This window comes from Streptosporangium minutum (genome assembly GCF_002149035.1).
GTDB classification, from domain to species: domain Bacteria; phylum Actinomycetota; class Actinomycetes; order Streptosporangiales; family Streptosporangiaceae; genus Streptosporangium; species Streptosporangium minutum.
In genome coordinates, this window is record NZ_NGFP01000187.1 from 1 (window position 1) to 18642 (window position 18642).

The 18642-nt window shown below is 70.3% G+C and carries 17 protein-coding genes and 1 pseudogene; 10 read left to right on the forward strand and 8 right to left on the reverse strand.

All coding sequences use genetic code 11. The features are described from left to right. Positions 1-381 precede the first annotated feature (381 nt). The 8 genes from CA984_RS31305 (at position 382) to CA984_RS31340 (ending at position 9494) form a co-directional block, all read left to right on the forward strand. The gene (locus tag CA984_RS31305; RefSeq protein WP_086577089.1) at positions 382-1734 is read left to right on the forward strand and encodes an ABC transporter substrate-binding protein; all 1353 of its coding nucleotides are present in this window, start codon (positions 382-384) and stop codon (positions 1732-1734) included. 81 nt (positions 1735-1815) lie between these two features. Beyond that, positions 1816-2793: a carbohydrate ABC transporter permease gene (locus CA984_RS31310; protein WP_086577090.1), complete on the forward strand. Its 978-nt coding sequence runs from the start codon at positions 1816-1818 to the stop codon at positions 2791-2793. Then, positions 2790-3668 carry a carbohydrate ABC transporter permease gene (locus CA984_RS31315; RefSeq protein ID WP_086577091.1) on the forward strand — a complete coding sequence of 293 codons (879 nt, stop codon included), beginning with the start codon at positions 2790-2792 and terminating at the stop codon, positions 3666-3668. The genes CA984_RS31310 and CA984_RS31315 overlap by 4 nt, the downstream gene beginning before the upstream one ends. Continuing rightward, complete coding sequence (locus CA984_RS31320) at positions 3665-5089, forward strand: GH1 family beta-glucosidase (RefSeq protein ID WP_086577092.1); 1425 nt, start codon at positions 3665-3667, stop codon at positions 5087-5089. The genes CA984_RS31315 and CA984_RS31320 overlap by 4 nt, the downstream gene beginning before the upstream one ends. A gap of 33 nt (positions 5090-5122) precedes the next feature. Then, positions 5123-6130, forward strand: coding sequence for a LacI family DNA-binding transcriptional regulator (locus CA984_RS31325; RefSeq protein WP_086577093.1), 1008 nt, complete (start codon positions 5123-5125; stop codon positions 6128-6130). Between the two features lie 76 nt (positions 6131-6206). Further along, complete coding sequence (locus CA984_RS31330) at positions 6207-7100, forward strand: aldose 1-epimerase family protein (RefSeq protein WP_086577094.1); 894 nt, start codon at positions 6207-6209, stop codon at positions 7098-7100. A 9-nt stretch (positions 7101-7109) separates the two neighbouring features. After that, a complete protein-coding gene (locus tag CA984_RS31335; protein WP_086577095.1) occupies positions 7110-8093 on the forward strand; it encodes a phosphotransferase family protein in 984 nt (327 codons plus the stop codon). Between the two features lie 177 nt (positions 8094-8270). Beyond that, on the forward strand, positions 8271-9494 hold the full coding sequence (locus tag CA984_RS31340; RefSeq protein WP_086577096.1) for a S8 family serine peptidase: 1224 nt from the start codon (positions 8271-8273) through the stop codon (positions 9492-9494). 194 nt (positions 9495-9688) lie between these two features. Here CA984_RS31340 and CA984_RS31345 read toward each other — a convergent pair whose 3' ends face one another. From CA984_RS31345 to sigK, 5 genes are all read right to left on the reverse strand, one after another. Then, positions 9689-10396, reverse strand: a complete 708-nt coding sequence (locus CA984_RS31345) for an RraA family protein (RefSeq protein ID WP_086577097.1) — start codon at positions 10394-10396, stop codon at positions 9689-9691. Between the two features lie 179 nt (positions 10397-10575). Further along, complete coding sequence (locus tag CA984_RS31350; RefSeq protein ID WP_086577098.1) at positions 10576-11043, reverse strand: hypothetical protein; 468 nt, start codon at positions 11041-11043, stop codon at positions 10576-10578. Between the two features lie 340 nt (positions 11044-11383). After that, positions 11384-11905 (reverse strand): GNAT family N-acetyltransferase, encoded by a 522-nt coding sequence (locus tag CA984_RS31355; RefSeq protein WP_086577099.1) that lies wholly within the window; start codon positions 11903-11905, stop codon positions 11384-11386. Between the two features lie 214 nt (positions 11906-12119). Further along, positions 12120-12866 carry an anti-sigma factor gene (locus CA984_RS31360; RefSeq protein WP_086577100.1) on the reverse strand — a complete coding sequence of 249 codons (747 nt, stop codon included), beginning with the start codon at positions 12864-12866 and terminating at the stop codon, positions 12120-12122. Beyond that, positions 12863-13453 (reverse strand): ECF RNA polymerase sigma factor SigK, encoded by a 591-nt coding sequence (sigK, locus tag CA984_RS31365; RefSeq protein ID WP_165781484.1) that lies wholly within the window; start codon positions 13451-13453, stop codon positions 12863-12865. The genes CA984_RS31360 and sigK overlap by 4 nt, the downstream gene beginning before the upstream one ends. A 93-nt stretch (positions 13454-13546) precedes the next feature. Here sigK and CA984_RS31370 point away from each other — a divergent pair, with 93 nt between their 5' ends. Both CA984_RS31370 and CA984_RS31375 read left to right on the forward strand, forming a co-directional pair. Further along, the gene (locus CA984_RS31370; RefSeq protein WP_086577102.1) at positions 13547-14764 is read left to right on the forward strand and encodes an FAD-dependent oxidoreductase; all 1218 of its coding nucleotides are present in this window, start codon (positions 13547-13549) and stop codon (positions 14762-14764) included. Positions 14765-14829: 65 nt separating this feature from the next. Then, entirely contained in the window at positions 14830-16161 is a 1332-nt protein-coding gene (locus CA984_RS31375) for a class II 3-deoxy-7-phosphoheptulonate synthase (protein WP_207621114.1), read from the forward strand. A 74-nt stretch (positions 16162-16235) separates the two neighbouring features. On the opposite strand, the gene trxA is transcribed toward CA984_RS31375, so the two are convergent. The 3 genes and pseudogenes from trxA to gvpJ form a co-directional block, all read right to left on the reverse strand. Then, entirely contained in the window at positions 16236-16607 is a 372-nt protein-coding gene (gene trxA, locus CA984_RS31380; protein ID WP_012889970.1) for a thioredoxin, read from the reverse strand. Between the two features lie 291 nt (positions 16608-16898). Then, positions 16899-18494 (reverse strand): ExeM/NucH family extracellular endonuclease, encoded by a 1596-nt coding sequence (locus CA984_RS31385; RefSeq protein ID WP_242676277.1) that lies wholly within the window; start codon positions 18492-18494, stop codon positions 16899-16901. Positions 18495-18561: 67 nt separating this feature from the next. Beyond that, positions 18562-18642 (reverse strand): annotated as a pseudogene (gene gvpJ, locus CA984_RS49395) (gas vesicle protein GvpJ); the annotation flags it as partial.

Consider the following 18642-nt stretch of genomic DNA (forward strand, 5'->3'; position numbering starts at 1 on the left):
CCGTCCGCCCCCTTTTTCCGCGCATCCCTTTCCCCGCGTCTCCTCCGGGCGTCCGCGACTCGACCCCCTCCAGCGCGGCCGCCCCCTCCGTGCCGGCCTCGCCGTACGGAATGTCCCGGAGTGTCACTATGTGATGGGAGCGCTCCCAAAAACCTCTCTGAGAGGTTTGCTGAACTGTGTACTTGTTCGTCCCCCCTAGGCGAGTCAGATGTAACGGTTGAGTTTCGGCATATTGACGTTCCGGCCGCCTATCGTCCACTCTTCGTGGGAGCGCTCCCAAAGCACATTGAGGAACCACCCCATCGCCGATCGCGTTTGTCGGGGACCGATCCGCGATGTCACCTCCCATCGATTCGGGCGACCACCTGAGAGGGGTCCGGAATGTTGAACAACAAGCGGCAGGGCAAGCTGGCCGCGGTCGCGGTCATGGCCGCCACCGCCCTGGCGATCACTTCCTGCGGTTCGAGTGACGACGCCAAGCCCGCCGCCGGCGGCAGCTCCGCGCCGGCCGCGGCCGAGCCGGTGACCATCACCGTGCACACCTTCGGCGGCGGCGAGAACTTCGGCTACGACAAGGCCGTGGAGACGTGGAACGCCGCGCACCCGAACATCCAGGTCAAGTACCAGAACCTGACGGACCGTTTCGAGGACGTCTACCTGCCCCAGCTGCTCCAGCGCCTGCAGGCCGGCAGCGGCGCGGCTGACATCATCGCCCTGGACGAGGGCGCGATGGGCCTCATGAAGGCCCGTCCGCAGTTCTTCACCGACCTCGCCGCGTACGGGCTGGACAGCCGCAAGGCCGACTTCCCCGCGGCGAAGTGGGACAACGGCATCAACGCCGACAACAAGCTGTTCGCCCTGGGCACCGACATCGGCGGCATGACCATGTGCTACCGCGCGGACCTGTTCGAGAAGGCCGGACTGCCCACCGAACGCGAGGAGGTCGGCAAGCTCTGGCCGGACTGGAACGCCTTCATGGAGGTCGGCAAGAAGTTCCAGGCCGCCAACCCCGGCAAGGGCGACCCCAAGTTCCTCGACGGCCCGAACACCCTCTACAACGTGATCCTGTCGCAGGAGGCGCCGAAGAACGGCAACATCTCCTACTTCGACAAGAGCAACCAGCTCGTCATCGAGAGCAACCCGGCCATCAAGACCTCCTTCGACACGGTGAAGAGCTTCAGCGAGGCCGGCCTGACCGCCAAGCTCGCCTCCTTCACCCCGCCGTGGAACGCCGCCATCAAGAAGGGCGGGTTCGCCACGATGGGCTGCCCGGCCTGGATGCTCGGCGTGGTCTCCGGCGCGGCCGGCGACTCCAACAAGGGCAAGTGGGACGTCGCGGCGGTGCCCGGCGGCGCCGGCAACTGGGGTGGCTCCTACCTCGCGGTGCCCAAGCAGAGCAAGCACCCCAAGGAGGCCGCCGAGGTCCTCAACTACCTCACCGGCAAGGAGGGCCACGTCATGGCCTTCCAGGAGGCCGCGGCCTTCCCGAGCTCCATCCCGGCACAGCAGGACCCGGCGGTCAGCGAGCTGAAGAACGCGTTCTTCAACGACGCGCCCACCGGCCAGATCTTCGGCGCCTCGGTCAAGGACCTGCTCCCCACCTTCCTCGGTGAGAAGCACGCCCAGGTGAAGACCTCCGTGGAGAAGGTCCTGGAGGGCATGGACCAGGGCTCGGTCCCCTACGACCAGGCCTGGACCAAGTTCCTCGAGGCCGGCGTCAAGGCAGCGGGCTGATCCCCTTCCCGATCCGCACCGGCCCGGTGGCGGCCTCCCCGCCGCCGGGCCGGTCGCCTGCCCATCGCTGAAAGGCTGGACATGACCCTGCACGTCGAAACCCCGGCTCCGGCCCGGCCCGGCCCCCGCCGGCCGTCCGGGCACCGGGGCTCGGGAGGGAGGGGCGGCGGACTCGCCAGGTTCGACCTCCGGGCGACTCCCTACTTCCTCGTCTCCCCCTACTTCCTCCTCTTCGCCGTCTTCGGCGTCTTCCCGCTCGGCTACACCCTCTGGGTGTCGCTGCACGACTGGGAGCTCGCCGGGGACAAGACCTTCATCGGGATCGACAACTACGTCTCCCTGATCACCGACGAGGCCTTCTGGAACGCGGTGATCAACACGCTCGGGATGTTCGTCATGTCGACGGTCCCGCAGCTCGTCCTCGCTCTGATCCTCGCCAACGCGCTCAACAAGCGCATCCGGGGCCGGCTCTTCTTCCGCCTCGGCGTGCTGCTGCCGCTGATCACCTCCGTCGTCGCCGTCGCCGTCGTCTTCACCCAGCTCTACGGGCGCGACTACGGCATGATCAACTGGTTCCTCGGCCTCTTCGGAGTCGACGCGATCAACTGGCAGAACGAGAAGTGGTCCTCGTGGATCGCGATCTCCACCATGATCGACTGGCGTTGGACCGGCTACAACGCGATCATCCTGCTCGCCGCGATGCAGACCATTCCCAAGGATCTCTACGAGGCCGCGGCCATCGACGGCGCCACGGCGCGGCGGCAGTTCTGGCAGATCACCATCCCGATGCTGCGTCCGACGATCATCTTCACCGTGTTCATCTCGACCATCGGCGGCCTGACCCTGTTCACCGAGCCGGTCATGTTCGACGGCAACCCGACGATGGCCGGCGGCGCCACCGGCCAGTACCAGACCGTGGCGATGTTCATCGTCAAGGAGGCGTTCCGCGACTTCGACTTCGGCTACGCCGCGGCCGCCGCCTGGCTGCTGTTCGCGCTGATCCTCATCGGCACGCTCATCAACTACTCCTTCACCCGCCGCATCGGGGGTTCCAAGTGACGGCGATCCAGACCCGGCGACGCCCCGCGCAGCCGGAGGCCCGCAACCGCATCTGGGACGCCGGCCCGCTGACGAAGGTCGTCCTCGCCCTCGCCCTCGTGCTGTCGGCCTTCCCGATCTACTACATGTTCATCATGGCCACGCGGACCAACGAGGAGGCGATCGACGTCCCGCCGCCGATGCTGCCCGGCGGGCACCTCGGTGAGAACGTCGAGCGGCTGCTGGCCACCGAGGACGCCTACTTCCTCACCGGCCTGGTCAACTCGGCCATCGTCTCGGTCGTCGTGACCCTGTCGGTCGTGCTCATCTCCACCCTGGCCGGCTTCGCCTTCGCCAAGCTCCGTTTCAGGGGCAGCAAGATCCTTCTGGGCCTGATCCTGGTGACGATGATGGTCCCGCTCCAGCAGATGGGCGTGGTGCCGCTGTACGAGCTCATGGTCACCCTCGGCTGGACCGGCCAGCTCAAGGCGGTGATCCTGCCCTTCCTGGTCAACGGGTTCGGGGTCTTCATGATGACCCAGTACGCCACCCAGGCGGTGCCGGACGAGCTCGTCGAGGCGGCCCGCGTCGACGGCGCCTCCACCATGCGCATCTACGCGAACGTCATCCTGCCCGCGCTCCGTCCCGGCATGGCCGTACTGGCGCTGCTCGTCTTCATGCAGACCTGGAACGAGTTCATGTGGCCGTTGATCGTCCTGAACCCGGACAACCCGGTGGTGCAGACCTCGATCGCCGCGCTCAACCAGGCCCACGGCACCGACTACGTCATGTTGTTCACCGGCACGGCGGCCTCGGTCCTCCCCCTGTTCATCGTTTTCGTCGCGTTCGGTCGCCAGATCGTCGGCGGCCTCATGGAAGGTGCGGTCAAGGCATGACCACGCAAGAGACGCGGATTCAGACCCCGGATCTGGTGTTCCCGGCAGGCTTCGTCTGGGGCGCGGCCACCTCCGCCTACCAGATCGAAGGCGCCGTCTCCGAGGACGGCCGGGGCCGATCCATCTGGGACACCTTCGTCCAGCAGCCCGGTCGGGTGGTCAACGGCGAGAACGCCGACATCGCCATCGACCACTACCACCGTTACCGCGATGACGTCCGGATGATGGCCGACCTCGGCCTGGGCGCCTACCGGTTCTCCGTCTCCTGGCCCCGGATCCAGCCCGACGGCAGCGGCGCGGTCAACGCCAAGGGCCTCGACTTCTACAGCCGGCTGGTCGACGAGCTGCTGGCGAGCGGCGTCGACCCGTGGGTGACGCTCTACCACTGGGACCTCCCGCAGGCCCTGGAGGACGCGGGCGGCTGGCCGTCACGGGAGACGTCGAAGCGCTTCGCCGACTACGCGGCGGCCGTACACGACGCGCTCGGCGACCGGGTCCGCAACTGGAGCACGGTCAACGAGCCGTGGTGCGCGGCGTTCCTGGGATACGCCTCCGGCGAGCACGCCCCCGGGCGGCGCGAGCCGGCGCAGGCGGTGCGCGCCGCCCACCACCTCCTCCTCGCGCACGGCCTGGCCACCTCGGCCATGCGCGCCCAGCGGGCCGACAGCAGGATCGGCGGCAGCGTCAACCTCTACGCGATCTCGCCGCAGACCGGCTCCGAGGCCGACCGGGACGCCGCCCGCCGCATCGACGGCCTGCAGAACCGCTTCTTCCTGGACGCGCTGCTGAAGGGCGAGTACCCGGCCGACGTCCTGGAGGACCTCGCCGGGATGACCGGGTTCGTCCAGGACGGGGACATGGAGGTCATCTCCGCTCCGCTGGACATGCTGCTGATCAACTACTACAGCCGCTTCACCGTCTCGGGCACCCCCGGCGGCGCGGCGTCGGCCGCGGCGGCCCCCACCGGCGCCGGGTCGCCGTGGGTCGGCAGCGAGGACGTGTCGTTCGTCGAGGGCGGCCGGCCGGTCACCGCCATGGGCTGGGAGATCGACCACGGCGGGCTGCACGAGCTCCTGCTGCGGGTGGCCCGGGAGTACCCGCGGATCCCGCTGGTCATCTCCGAGAACGGCGCGGCCTTCGACGACGTCGTGGACGCCGACGGCGTCGTGCACGACCGCGAGCGCCTGGACTACATCGACGCCCACCTGCGCACCTGCCACGCCGCGATCGAGGCCGGGGTGCCGCTGGAGGGCTACTTCGCCTGGTCGCTGATGGACAACTTCGAGTGGGCGTGGGGGTACGGCAAGCGCTTCGGGCTGGTGCACGTCGACTACGAGACGCAGCTGAGAGTTCCCAAAGAGAGCGCTCTCTGGTATGCCGGGACAATCAGGCGTGGAGGCCTGAGCGGTCCGGCAGAATAAGGGGCCAGCGAAACTTTTATGGGGGCGAGGAACATGAACGGCGACCGTCGTCCGACGCTTGAGGCGGTCGCGGCCCTGGCCGGTGTCGGCCGCGGCACGGTGTCGCGGGTCATCAACGGCTCGCCGAAGGTGAGCGAGAAGGCCCGCGGCGCGGTGCAGCAGGCGATCCAGGAGCTGGGCTACGTCCCGAACCGGGCGGCCCGGGCGCTGGTCACCCGGCGCACCGACACGGTCGCGCTGGTGGTCTCGGAGTCGGAGTTACGCGTCTTCGACGAACCCTACTTCGCCGGGACCATCCGTGGCATCGGCTCGGCCCTGTCCGAGACCGGTCTGCAACTCATTCTGGCGATGGCCCAGACGCCGCAGGACCACGAGCGGCTGGAGCACTACCTGACCGGGCAGCACGTCGACGGGGTGCTGCTGATCTCGCTGCACGGCGCCGACCCGCTGCCCGGGCGGCTGGAGGCGATGGGCGTGCCGACGGTCATCGGCGGCCGCCCCGTCGGCCTGACCCCCTACAGCTACGTCGACGTGGACAACCGGGCCGGCGCGCGGCAGGCGGTCAAATACCTGCTGGGCAAGGGCCGCCGCCGGATCGCCACCATCGCGGGCCCGCAGGACATGGGTGTGGGCGTGGACCGGCTCGCGGGCTACCGTGACGCGCTGCTCGCCACCGGCATGACCGAGATCGTGGCGTACGGCGACTTCAGCGAGGAGAGCGGCATCGTCGCCATGCGCAAGCTGCTGTCCGCCGACCCCGGCGTCGACGCGGTGTTCACCGCCTCCGACCCGATGGCGCTGGGCGCGATCCGGGTGCTTCGGGAGGAGGGCAAGGAGATCCCCGGGGACGTCGCGGTGATCGGGTTCGACGACTCCCCCGCCGGATCGCACTCCTCCCCCGCGCTCACCACCGTGCACCAGCCGACCGAGGCGATGGGCCGCCAGATGGCCCATCTCCTCGTCGCCCGCATCAACGGCGAGCATCTGGAGCAGCCCGTGGTGATACTCGACACCCATCTGGTCGAGCGGGCCTCCGCGTAACGGGGGTGGCCCGGCCTGTATAACTTCGAGCAGGTCGTGTCCGTCCCCTCCTCACTCCCCCGGCGAAAGGACTCACGTGTCCCGGCAGTTCACCCTCCGCAGCGGCACCATGCACGCCGAGATCAGCGAGCGGGCCGCGGCCCTGCGCGTGCTCCGACACGGTGAGCGCGACCTGGTGACGAGCTGGCAGGCAGACGGGCCGATCCCCTACTACAGCGGCACCCTGCTCGCCCCCTGGCCCAACCGGATCGCCGACGCCTCCTACGTCTTCGAGGGCGAGACCCACCGGCTCGTGGCGAACGAGGAGGACAGGGGCACCGCCATCCACGGGCTGGTCGCGGAGGTCGACTGGGAGGCGGTGGAGTGGCTCGCCGTGGAGGACGAGCACGGTTTCGTACGGCTGGCGTACACGATCACCCCGTCCCCCGGCTACCCGTTCACCATCGCCCTGCAGGTGCTCTACTCCCTCGCCCCCGACGGGCTGACCACCACCCTGACCGCCGAGAACCTCGGCGACGGCCCCGCCCCCTACGGCTGCGGCCCGCACCCGTGGCTGCTGCCGGGCGACGTCGAGGGCTACGAGCTGCACGTGCCCGCCACCAAGGTGCTGCTGGTGGACGACCGGCTGCTGCCGCGCTCCCTGGAGGACGTCTCCGGCACGCCGTACGACTTCACGACCGGGCGCACGGTCGGCGACACCGCCGTGGACCACGCCTTCACCGGCATCGTCCCGGACGCCGACGGGCTGGCCCGGGTGCGGGTGAGCGGCCCGGACGGCGGGGTCGAGATGCGCTGGGACGCCGCGACGCTGCCCTGGGTCCAGGTGTGCACCGGGACCGGGCTCGGCCACTCCGGGCTGGCCGTCGAGCCGATGACCTGCCCGCCGGACGCCTTCAACTCGGGCACCGACCTGGTCGTGCTCCAACCCGGCGACAAGATCGAGACCTCCTGGACGATCTCCCCGATCTGAGGTACCGCGATGGACAGCAGGACCAAGCGCCCGCTCACCGCCGCCGAGCTCGACGCGCTGGCGCGGCGGGCCCTCGGCACCGGGATCACCGCCTCCGCGGAGCTGACCGACGGCTTCGCCAACGCCGTCTGGCGGCTGACGCTGGAGGACCGCCGCGAGGTGGTGCTCAAGCTGTCGCCCCCGCCGGAGCTGGAGCAGCTGCGCTACGAACGCAACCTGCTGCGCACCGAGGCGATGGTCTACCGCCTGGCCGGGCCGGCCGGCGTGCCGGGACCCGAGCTGCTGTGCACCGGGTTCGACGATCCGGTCCTGGGCGGCGACTACCTGGTCCTGGCCGCTCTCGACGGGGTGCCGTGGAACCGGGTCACGCCGGTCGACGCGGACGAGCGGGCGCTCCGACGGGAGCTCGGCGGCCATCTGGCCCGGTTGAACGCGGTCACCGGTGACGTCTACGGCTACCCGTACGCGGGCCTGACCGGCGGCACCTGGCGAGCGGCCTTCCTCGCGATGACCGGCGCGATCCTGGCGGACGCGCGCCGCTACGCGACGCCGCTGCCGAGGCCGGCGGCGGAGATCTCGGCGGTGATCGAGGCGAGCGCGGGCGTGCTGGAGGAGGTGAGGACGCCCTCCCTGGTCCACTTCGACGTCTGGCCGGGCAACGTCTTCCTGACCCCCGGCGGCAGCCCGCGCATCCAGGCGATCATCGACCACGAGCGGGCGTTCTGGGGCGACCCGCTGGCCGACTTCGTCACGCCGACGATCTTCGGCGAGCTGGACGAGTCCGACGAGCTCGTGGCGGGATACCGGGAGGCGGGCGGCGTGGTGGAGTTCACCGACTCCGCCCGCGCCCGGATCACCCTCTACCGCCTCTATCTCGCATTGATCATCCTGGTGGAGAACGGCCCTCGCCAGTACCCCGAGGAGGACTACGCCCCTCTCCGCGACCTGAGCGCCGCCGCCCTGGTCAGGGCCCTGGACCAGCTCTCCGACTGACCCGCTTCCCGGCGCGCCCATTTCCGGTCTGGGCTATTTACGTTGATATATGACTACTTCAATTTTTTTATATAAATATCACGATAAATACTTGACTGAGCTTATAGAAAGTCCTGACTCAACGTGTCAACCTCAGCTTTGCCTGCCCAAACCGGGCAGCAGAGTGGAGGATCCCCCATGCGCAAAACGCTCCTCACAGCTCTCTTCGCGAGTTCCCTCGCTATGACGGCGATCCCGGCCACAGCCGCGATCGCCGCCGCACCGGACCCTGTCGGCGACTACATCGTCGTACTGCGGGACGGCACGGACCCCTCGTCCTTCGCCGGCACCCAGGCGCGCTCCCGCGGCGCCGCGGTGGACAAGATCTTCAACCACGCGCTCCGCGGCTACTCGGCGAAGATGAGCGCCACCGCGGCCGCCGCCGTCGCCCGCGACCCGCAGGTGCAGTTCGTGCAGCCCGACGGGGTGGTGTCGATCAGCGCCCAGACCCTGCCCACAGGGGTCAACCGGGTCGACGCCGAGCTCAGCCCCACCGCCGCCATCAACGGCGTGGACACGCGGGTCAACGTCGATGTGGCGATCATCGACACCGGCATCCAGCTCAACCACCCCGACCTGAACGTCTACACCGCGGGGGCCAAGAACTGCAACACCGGCACGAGCGCCAACGACGGCCACGGCCACGGAACGCACGTGGCGGGCACGGTCGGGGCGCTGGACAACACCAGCGCCGTCGTCGGCGTGGCACCGGGCGCCCGCCTGTGGCCGGTGCGCGTGCTGAACAACAGCGGCGGCGGCAGCTGGTCGCAGGTGATCTGCGGCATCGACTACGTCACCGCCCACGCCTCCGAGATCGAGGTCGCGAACATGAGCCTCGGCGGCCTCGGCGCCGACGACGGCAACTRCGGCAACACCAACAACGACGCCATGCACCGGGCGATCTGCGCCGCCGTCGCGGCGGGCGTGACCTTCGTGGTCGCGGCCGGCAACGAGACCGACAACGCGGCCAACCACGTGCCCGCGGCGTACGACGAGGTCATAACGGTCAGCGCGCTGGCCGACTTCAACGGGCTCCCCGGTGGCGGGGCGGCGTCCACCTGCCGCAGCGACGTCGACGACACGTTCGCCGGCTTCTCCAACTACGGCGCCGACGTGGACATCATCGCCCCGGGCGTGTGCATCCTGTCCACCTGGAGGAGCAGCGGCACCAACACCATCTCGGGCACCTCGATGGCCAGCCCGCACGTCGCCGGTGGAGCGGCCCTCTACAAGGCCACGCATCCGGCGGCGACGCCGGCGGCGGTGAAGTCCGCGCTCCAGGCGGCGGGCACCACCAACTGGAACAACGCCGACGACCCTGACGGCATCAAGGAGAAGCTGCTCAACGTCTCCACCTTCTGACATCGGGTTCTGACATCAGGTTCTGACATCGGGCGAACGGACCCATGGACGCCGCAGGAGGTGTCCGTGGGTCCGTTCCTCATGGAGGCCCGGACCGGCAGGCTCGCGTATCCGGATGTGCGCGGCCCGGGGTCCGGGAGGCGGTCCGCCAGAACGCACCGCCGGGCTGTCGCTCCCCCGGCCGCGACACGCGGTCATTCCTCAACGGCCCCGCCCACGGCCCGCAGATGGTCGCGGAAGCTCAGGGAGGGCGCCTGCCGGCGCTGAACGAGATAGGTGTCGAACTGCACCTGACTGCGTAGGGAGACACCTGCGCGGATCCGTTCGGCCTGGCGTCGCTCGGTGTCGCGGATCGTCTCCGCGAGCGTGAAGAGGTCCTCGGCCCGGCCTGCCGGCACGAAGAGCACCCCGTCGTCGTCACCCAGGACCAGGTCCTCACGGCCCACCGTGGAGTCTCCCACCGTGGCGGACTCCAACGCGTCCCGGGGACGGGCGTCGAGGCGTAGCGGGCCGGTCGGGACCGCCCCCAGGCTGAAGACCGGCAGCCCGATCGCCCGTATGTCGGCCGTGTCGCGGTGCAGCCCCCAGATCACGATCCCCTCCAGCCCGGCGGTCTGAGCCTCCAGAACCACCAGATCGCCGACACACGCCTCATCGAGACGCCCGCCGTTGTCGACCACCAAAACGTCGCCGGGCGCGGCCCCTTCGAACGCCTCCAGGAAAACGTCGACGCTGCCGGCGTGCCGGGCGGGGACCACGCGCCCGGCCAGGCGGCTGCCGGGCACGACAGCGTGCAGGCGCGCGGGCGCGCACCGCACCGGGATCCGAGCGCGAATGCACGCGTCCGCCAGATGGGCGGTGGTCAAAGCCGCAAACCGCCGCCGGAGCTCGTGGTGGTCCATACCGTGCTCCCTCTCCCTGTCTTCGCTGGGGCGTTGTCGTCCTCGACGCTCGCACGTCACGGAGCCGGCATCAATCCGCGCCGCGCCGGCTTCCCCTCCGGTTCCCCGGCCTTCTGCCCCTGGCCGCGCCCGCGCCGCGTTCCCGTCCACGGCGGGCCGGCCCCGGACGGGGAGAGCGGCTAGCCGATGGGGCCCTCGGGAAGCAGGTCGGCGAGGTAGGCGCCGAGGTCCGGCCTGTCCGGCCGGAGGACGTGGCGGATCCAGGCGGAGCGCTCGTGCTCGATGGGGGGCAGCTCCCAGACGCAGCCGATCAGTGGCTCGGCCAGCTCCACCCAGTGGGTGTAGTCCTCGTCCGGGCAGCCGAGAAAGGGGATCCCGGCGGCCGCGGTCCTGCAGTACAGGACGTTGTCCCAGTACCAGCTGTAGGCGTTGAGGAAGATGCCGTTCGCGGTCTCGTGCAGCACGGTGAACGTGGCGGCCGGGGTGCCGTCGGGGCGGGGCAGCAGGCCCGGCAGGAAGGCGTAGGCCGCCTCCTGGCGGGCCTGGTCGATCTCGGAGCCGTCGAGGTTGACGTGGTATCGCTTGACGTGACGTCCGGCGGCGACGGCCGGGGCGGGCACGCGGAGTTGTTTGCGGTGGAAGGCCATGGCCCGACCGTAGGACCGGGTCGCTGACACCTTCCGTCAGTAACCCCCGGAAACCGTCAGTGACTCCCGGAAAACCTCCGGGGGTCCCGGGAGAAAGCCCCCGGAAGCCGCCGGGAACCGGTGCTCCGGCAAGCCCCCGGAGGTCTCGAGGAGCCGGTACCTCGGGAAACCTTCGGAGGTACCGGAGGACCCGGACGCCGGGGAGGCCGGCGACTGCCCGGGGGACAGGTGTTCGGAGGAGGCCGGCGGCCGTACGGGGGACAGGTGTTCAGAGGAGGCCGGCGGCCATACGGAGGACAGGTGTTCGAAGGAGGCCGGCGGCCGTACGGGGAATGGGTGTTCAGAGGAGGCCGGCGGCCGTACGGGGGAGGTGGAACATCTCCGACTCCAGGTCGAAGAAGCGCCGGGTCCGGCCGAGCGGGGTCATCCCGAGCCGCCGGCAGACGGCGATGGACGCCTCGTTGCCCGGCATCGTCAGGGCGTAGACCTCCTCCAGACCGGCGGCGAAACCGCGCTCGACCGCGCCACGGGCCGCCTCGGTGGCGTAGCCGTTCCCCCAGGAGTCGGGGTGGAAGTGCCAGCCCACCTCGATCTCCCCCTCCCCTCCCGGGATCGGCCGGAACAGCACGGTCCCGGCGGCCACCCCGGTGTCGCGGACCTCGACCGCCCAGGATCCGAACCGGCGGTCCCGCGCGTGGAAGGCCCGCCAGCCGTCCACCGCCGGCGCCGCCTCGAAGGTGGAGAAGGGCGGCAGCCAGCGGGTGACCTCCGGGCGGGAATAGAGGTCGGTCATCCGGTCGAGGTCGCTCTGGTCGTGGGTCCACAGGCGGACGGTCAGCCGCTCGGTCTCGTAAACGCTCATGGGAGCAACCCTCGCCCAACCGGGTGACGGCGCGCATCACCCGTCAGGCGGACGGCTCCCTCCGCATACCGACTCGCCTCACCCGCCGGGCGTGCGGCGCCCCTCCTCATACGGACTCCCGTCACCCGCCGGGTGTACGGCATCCCTCCCCTACGGGCGGCGCCTACGCTCCGGCGGGTGGCCCCCGCCGAGGACCGGGCCGGCCGTGGCCCGGTCAGGCGGACGGCAGGTCGGCGACCATGATCGGGGTCGTGGTGGGCCGGTCGGAACCGCCCGCCGGTTCGACGGTCAGGCCGAGCCGGTCGTCGCCCCGGAGCGGAGTGGCCACGACCGGCACCGTGTCGCCGTCCGCGGTCCGCTCCAGCAGCCCCGCCGGGCGGACGCCGTCGGGGCCCATCAGCCACAGCTCGTAGACCCGGGAGGCGGGCAGCGGAGGGAGCCCTCTCGCGGTGAACACCATCCTCCCCTCGGAGGGGGACATCACCATCGTGCCGGTGCCGCCGGAGGAGACGGGGTGGCTGACCGTCCTGGCGTCGGGCGCCGCGATCACAGCCACGACCTGCCGGAGCTCGTCGCTCTCCCGCCGGGCGTCGACGGCCACGACGCCGAGAACCACCGCGGCGGCGCTCACCGCCACGGCCAGGCCCGCCGCGACGCGCCTGCGCCATGCGGAGCGGGGCTCAAGCCGTACCGCCTCGCCGGGCGGCGGCTCGGTGCGGTCGCTCAGGAGCGGTGGTTCCTGGCGGACCTCGGCGATCTGGGTCATGACGCGGGCGCGGAGCGAGGCGGGCGGGGTCTCGGCCGCCCCCATGGCGAGCCGGGCCGCGGTCTCCGACAGGCCGCGCACCTCGACGGCGCAGGCCTCGCACCTGGCCATGTGGTCCTCGAAGAGCGTGACCTCCGGCTCCGGAAGCGCGTGCAGCGCGTAGGCGCCGGACAGGGCGTGGAGGTCCTCGTTCATCGTTCCACCCCCATGCAGTCGCGGAGCCGGACGAGCCCGTCGCGCATCCTGGTCTTGATCGTGCCGAGCGGCACCCGGAGCAGCCCCGCCACCTCCGGATAGCTGTAGCCACCGTAATAGGCGAGGGTCACGGCCTGCCGCTGGAGATCGGTCAGGCCACCGAGGCAGCGGCGCACCCGCTCCCCCTCCAGGCGGGTGGCGACCACCTCGGAGACCTGGTCGTAGGCGACCTCCCCGGACATCCGGGAGACCTTCTCCTCCCGGTCGGCCGAGGCCTGCGCGGACCGGACCCGGTCCACCGAGCGGCGGTGGGCCATGGTTATCACCCATGAAAGGGCGCTGCCCCGCGTCCGGTCGTACCGGGACGCGGTGCGCCACACCTCGACCAGGACCTCCTGCGCGACCTCCTCGGCCTGGGCCCGGTCCCGCACGACCCGCCGGGCCAGGCCGAACACCGGGCCGGCCAGCAGGTCGTAGACCCGGTTGAAGGCCTGCTCGTGCCCCAGTGCCACCTGGGCCAGGAGATCCTCCAGGCCGGGCTCCTCGCCGGTGGCCGGCACCCCCGAAGGCTCACGTTCTGTCCTCACACCTGACCATTCGACACCGGGTGAGGAACGGATTGCCGGGAAGACTGTTTTCCTGGGGGCGTTCTGTGTCAGAATTTCAATGGGTGATGAATTATGGATCAGAACACATGCGTGATCGCCGGGGGCGGCCCGGCGGGGGCCGTGCTCGCTCTGCTGCTGGCCCGGGCCGGCGTCCAGGTGACGCTCCTGGAGAAACACGGCGACTTCCTGCGTGACTTCAGGGGGGACACCGTCCATCCCTCGACCCTGCAGGTCCTCGACGAGCTCGGCCTGGCCGAGGAGCTCGACCGGCTGCCCCACCGCAAGGCGTACAGCATGACCCTGCAGACCGACGACGCCACGGTGCCGCTCGCCGACCTGTCCAGGCTCCCCGGCAGATACAACTACATCGCGTTCGTTCCGCAGTGGGACTTCCTCAACCTGGTCACCGCCGCCGCGAAGCGGTACCCCACCTTCCGGCTCGTCATGAACGCCGAGGTGTACGACGTGATCCGCGAGGGCGACGCGGTGCGCGGGGTCCGCTACCGGGACGCCGGCGGCGAGCACGAGCTCCGGGCGGCGCTCACCGTGGCCGCCGACGGCCGCCGCTCCGACGTGCGCCGGGCCGCCGGGCTCGTCCCGGTGGAGCACGGCGTCCCGATGGACGTGCTGTGGTTCCGGCTGCCGCGCGACCCCGGCGACCCCGGCGATCCGTTCCTGCGGGTGTCCGCCGGGCACATGATGGTGGCGATCAACCGCGAGGACTACTGGCAGCTCGCCTACCTGATCCCCAAGGGCGGCTTCGACGCCCTGCGGGCCCGGGGCATCGAGACGGTGCGCGAACACGTCGCCAGGTTGCTGCCCTTCCTCAAGGAGCGCGTCGAGCTGCTGTCGGACTTCGGCGACGTGAGCATGCTGTCGGTCGCGCTCAACCGGCTGCGCCGCTGGCACCGCCCCGGCCTGCTGGTGATCGGTGACGCGGCGCACGCCATGTCCCCCGTCTTCGGCGTCGGCATCAACCTGGCCGTGCAGGACGCGGTGGCCGCCGCCAACCTGCTGGCCGGGCCGCTCGCCGCCGGGGCCGAGATCCCCGAGCCCCTGCTCGCCCGGGTCCAGCGCCGCCGCACCCCGCCCACCGTGCTCACCCAGCTCGCCCAGCGCGTGGTGCAGCACCGGCTGATCCGTCCCGCCCTGTCCGGGGGAGCCGGACCGGTACGGCTGCCGCGCGACATCTCGCGCATTCCGGCGATCGGCGCGCTGGCCCGCCGTTTCATCGGTTTCGGCGTCCGCCCCGAGCACGTCAGGAGCCCGGTCGAGTCTCACAATGCATAAAGAGGTTCTCACTCTGTGGACAATCAGGTCTGTTCGCGCACCTGGTTGCAATAGCCTGGTATGTCGTGAGCATCAACCTCGATTCCTGGCGGCAGCTGCCTGCGGCGCAGCAGCCCGAGTGGCCCGACCGCGGCGAGCTGGACAAGGTCGTCGCCGAACTGCAGGGGCTGCCGCCCCTGGTCTTCGCGGGGGAGTGTGACAACCTCAAGGCGGACCTGGCGGCGGTGGCGCGAGGCGAGGCCTTCGTGCTGCAGGGCGGCGACTGCGCCGAGACGTTCGCCGGAGCCACCGCGGACGACGTGCGCAACAAGCTGAAGACGCTGCTGCAGATGGCGATCGTGCTCACCTACGCGGCGAAGGTGCCGGTCGTGAAGATCGGCCGGATGGCGGGGCAGTTCGCCAAGCCCCGTTCCAAGAACACCGAGATCCGCGACGGCGTGGAGCTGCCCGCCTACCGGGGCGACATGGTCAACGGCTTCGACTTCACCCCCGAGTCCCGCGTCCCCGACCCCTGGCGGCTGCTGCGCGCCTACCACTCCTCCGCGGTGACGCTGAACCTGGCCCGCGCCTTCACCAAGGGCGGCTACGCCGATCTGCGCCAGGTGCACGCCTGGAACCAGGACTTCGTGATCGAGTCCCCGGCCGGGAAGCGCTACGAGCAGCTCGCCCGGGAGATCGACCAGGCGCTGGCGTTCATGCGCGCCTGCGGGGCCGAGCCGGAGGAGTTCCACAGCGTCGAGTTCTACTCCTCGCACGAGGCGCTGATCCTGGACTACGACCGCGCGCTCACCAGGATCGACTCGCGGACCGGCCAGCCGTACGACGTGTCGGCGCACATGGTCTGGATCGGCGAGCGCACCCGCCAGCTCGACAGCGCGCACGTGGAGTTCTTCGCCCGCATCCGCAACCCGATCGGCGTGAAGCTCGGCCCGACGACCACGCCGGAGGACGCCCTCGCGCTGATCGAGAAGCTGAACCCGGACAACGAGGCCGGGCGGCTGACGTTCATCACCCGGATGGGCGCGTCGAAGATCCGCGAGCACCTTCCCGCACTGGTGGAGAAGGTGACCGCGAGCGGCGCCCAGGTGGCGTGGATCTGCGACCCCATGCACGGCAACACCTTCGAGGCGCCCAGCGGCCACAAGACCCGCCGCCTGGACGACGTCATGAACGAGGTGGCGGGCTTCTTCGACGTCCACCGCGACCTCGGCACCCACCCGGGCGGCATCCACATCGAGTTCACCGGTGACGACGTCACCGAGTGCGTGGGCGGCGGCGCGGAGATCGTCGAGGACGACCTGGCGCTGCGCTACGAGACGGCGTGCGACCCGCGCCTCAACCGGGGCCAGTCGCTGGACCTGGCCTTCCGGGTGGCGGAGCTCTACCGCTCGGTCTGACCCCTCCCCGGCACTCCGGAGAGACACGAAAGCCCCGCGCCGTCAACGGTCGCGGGGCTTTTCGGGCCCGGGCATCAGTTGTTCTGAACGCCCATCTCGTTCGCGAGCTCGGCTCGGATCGCGTCCATGTCGAGCGCGCGGACCTGGCCGATCAGGTCTTCCAGGGCAGGCGCGGGCAGCGCCCCGGGCTGGGCGAAGACGACGATGCCGTCGCGGATAGCCATGATCGTCGGGATCGAGGTGATCTCGAAGCCCTGGGCAAGCGCCTGCTCCGCCTCAGTGTCGATCTTGCCGAACTTGATGTCGTCGTGCTTCTCCGACGACTTCTCGAAGATCGGCCCGAACGTGCGGCACGGCCCGCACCAGGCGGCCCAGAAGTCCAGCAGGACGATCCCCTCGTCGGCGATCTCGTTGAAGTTCTTCTCGGTTACCTCGATGGTCGCCACCGTTGGCTCCTCTTGTCTGTCGCATCTGTATGGCTCGCATAACCACTTACCCTCGCCCGGCATTCCACCCACCCCCGGGGAGGCCCCCCTTCAGGCGCCGGCCCCGACGCGCGGCACGGTGACGGCGTACCGGACGGCGACCTTCCCGAAAGGCATGACCACCAGCGTGCCGTTCCGGCAAGTAACACGAGGTACAGAACACCTGAAACCATACTGATCTACGCAAAACCTGAAAAGAAGGGGCCGGTGACGTTCCGCGTCGCCGGCCCCCTCAACGGGTGAGCTCCGGGATCAGCCCCTGCCGCCGGGCAGGGTGAGCCCGATGACCACGGGGTCGTGGTCGGAGGAGCGGAAGGCGTCGGGCCGGTAGAGGGCCGGGGGGTTGTACTCGGTGTTGTAGTCGAGGATCCGGCTCTCATCGGCGTTGATGTGCCAGATCGTCGCGCTGGTCACCCGCTTGAGCAGGTCCTTGCCGACCAGGGCGTGGTCCAGCTCGCCGACCTGGCCGTCGAAGAGGTAGCTGTAGCGCAGCGGCGCGGGGACGAACCTCTTGGTCACGCTGGTCAGGCCCCCGGTCTCCAGGGTGTCGATCGGGTCCTCCTCGCCATAGGCGTTGAGGTCGCCCAGCACCAGCGGGTTGGGCAGTCCCAGGCTGTCGATCAGGCCCAGCGTCGCCTCCGCCTGGCGGACGCGCTCGCCGTTGTAGCAGCTCTGGCCGTCGCCCTGGTCGGCGTCGGGGCCGGTGGCGTCGTCGTCGCAGCCCTTCGACTTGAAGTGGTTGACGATCATCGTGAACGGCTGGCCGCCCTGGACCCGGCGGAAGGTCTGGATCAGCGGAGGACGCCGGAAGACCGGATCGGTGGACGACTGGGCCGCGCCGACGGGCCGGAGCCTGCCGGGCTTGTAGATCATCGTCACGTGGATCAGGTCGGTGCCGGGGTAGGGGTGGGCGAGCGCGGCGTAGGTGCCCGCGCCCACCTCTGCGTTGAGCGCGTCGACCAGGGCCTGGACCGCGGTCTGGCCGTTGTTCTGGACCTCCATCAGGCCGACCACGTCGGCGTTCATGCCCTTCAGCGCGGCGACCAGCTTGGTGAGCTGGCGCTGCTGCTCGCCGGCGTTGCTCGCCCCGCGCGAGCCCAGGGTGGTGAACCAGTTGAGGGTGTTGAAGCTGGCCACCTTGACGTTGCCGAGGACCGGGAACGGGGCGGGCAGGCGCGGGCTGGTCCGCAGGAAGTTGATCGGCTTGGTCGGCTGGAGCCGATACTTGCCGAAGCCGTACCCCAGCACGCCGGTGGCGCCGAACGCGGTGTCGCCCAGCCGGACGGTGCGCGGGTCGGTGTGGGGAATGACCGGGGGGTTCTCCCTGGTCGAGCCGTCGTCCACGAGCAGGGTGCGGCGCGCGTTCCCGGCGGCGTCCACGCCCGGCCGGTCGGTCGGCTGGAACACGCGGCCCTCGGAGGAGAGCGTGACCTCGCCGAAGCGGCCCAGGTTGTAGTGGTCGCTGACGGTCAGCGGCTCGGGGAAGGTGACGAGCATGCTCTCGACCGGCTCGAAGGTCACGCCCTCAGGGCGGGGCAGGCTCTGCCGGGCGGGCTGGGCGGCGCCCGTGCCGCAGACGTCCACCGCGGTGACCGGCGACAGCTCCGTCCAGCCGTTGAACTCCACGACCTTGCCGGTGACCAGCACCCGGTCACCGGCCTTGACGTCCTTGAACGAGCTGCGGGCGAAGGCGAACAGGCCCTCGGAGGTGGCCGGGTCGGCGTCCGGGGTCGGGTCCTGGAGGAAGAAGCCGCTGAGCTGGTCCGTCTCCTGGAAGTCCCCGGTCACGACGCCCTCGACGCGGACGCTCTGGCCGGCCAGCGGGCTGACGTCACCGCTCCCCTGCACCTGGGCGATCTGGTGGGTGGCCGGGATCTCGCACGGATCGCCCGTCGGGGTCGGGGTCGGCGTCGGGGTCGGGGTCGGCGATGGAGAGGACGAGGTCCCCGGTGACGACGACGCCGCCGGCCAGCAGCCTGTCCAGCAGGTCGACAAG

What these genes read in the sequence shown, in the direction of transcription:
- CA984_RS31305 (WP_086577089.1), top strand. Translation starts at nt 382, where the DNA reads ATGTTGAACAACAAGCGGCAGGGCAAGCTGGCCGCGGTCGCGGTCATG.
- CA984_RS31310 (WP_086577090.1), top strand. Translation starts at nt 1,816, where the DNA reads ATGACCCTGCACGTCGAAACCCCGGCTCCGGCCCGGCCCGGCCCCCGC.
- CA984_RS31320 (WP_086577092.1), top strand. Translation starts at nt 3,665, where the DNA reads ATGACCACGCAAGAGACGCGGATTCAGACCCCGGATCTGGTGTTCCCG.
- CA984_RS31325 (WP_086577093.1), top strand. Translation starts at nt 5,123, where the DNA reads ATGAACGGCGACCGTCGTCCGACGCTTGAGGCGGTCGCGGCCCTGGCC.
- CA984_RS31335 (WP_086577095.1), top strand. Translation starts at nt 7,110, where the DNA reads ATGGACAGCAGGACCAAGCGCCCGCTCACCGCCGCCGAGCTCGACGCG.
- CA984_RS31345 (WP_086577097.1), bottom strand. Translation starts at nt 10,396, where the DNA reads ATGGACCACCACGAGCTCCGGCGGCGGTTTGCGGCTTTGACCACCGCC.
- CA984_RS31350 (WP_086577098.1), bottom strand. Translation starts at nt 11,043, where the DNA reads ATGGCCTTCCACCGCAAACAACTCCGCGTGCCCGCCCCGGCCGTCGCC.
- CA984_RS31355 (WP_086577099.1), bottom strand. Translation starts at nt 11,905, where the DNA reads ATGAGCGTTTACGAGACCGAGCGGCTGACCGTCCGCCTGTGGACCCAC.
- CA984_RS31360 (WP_086577100.1), bottom strand. Translation starts at nt 12,866, where the DNA reads ATGAACGAGGACCTCCACGCCCTGTCCGGCGCCTACGCGCTGCACGCG.
- CA984_RS31370 (WP_086577102.1), top strand. Translation starts at nt 13,547, where the DNA reads ATGGATCAGAACACATGCGTGATCGCCGGGGGCGGCCCGGCGGGGGCC.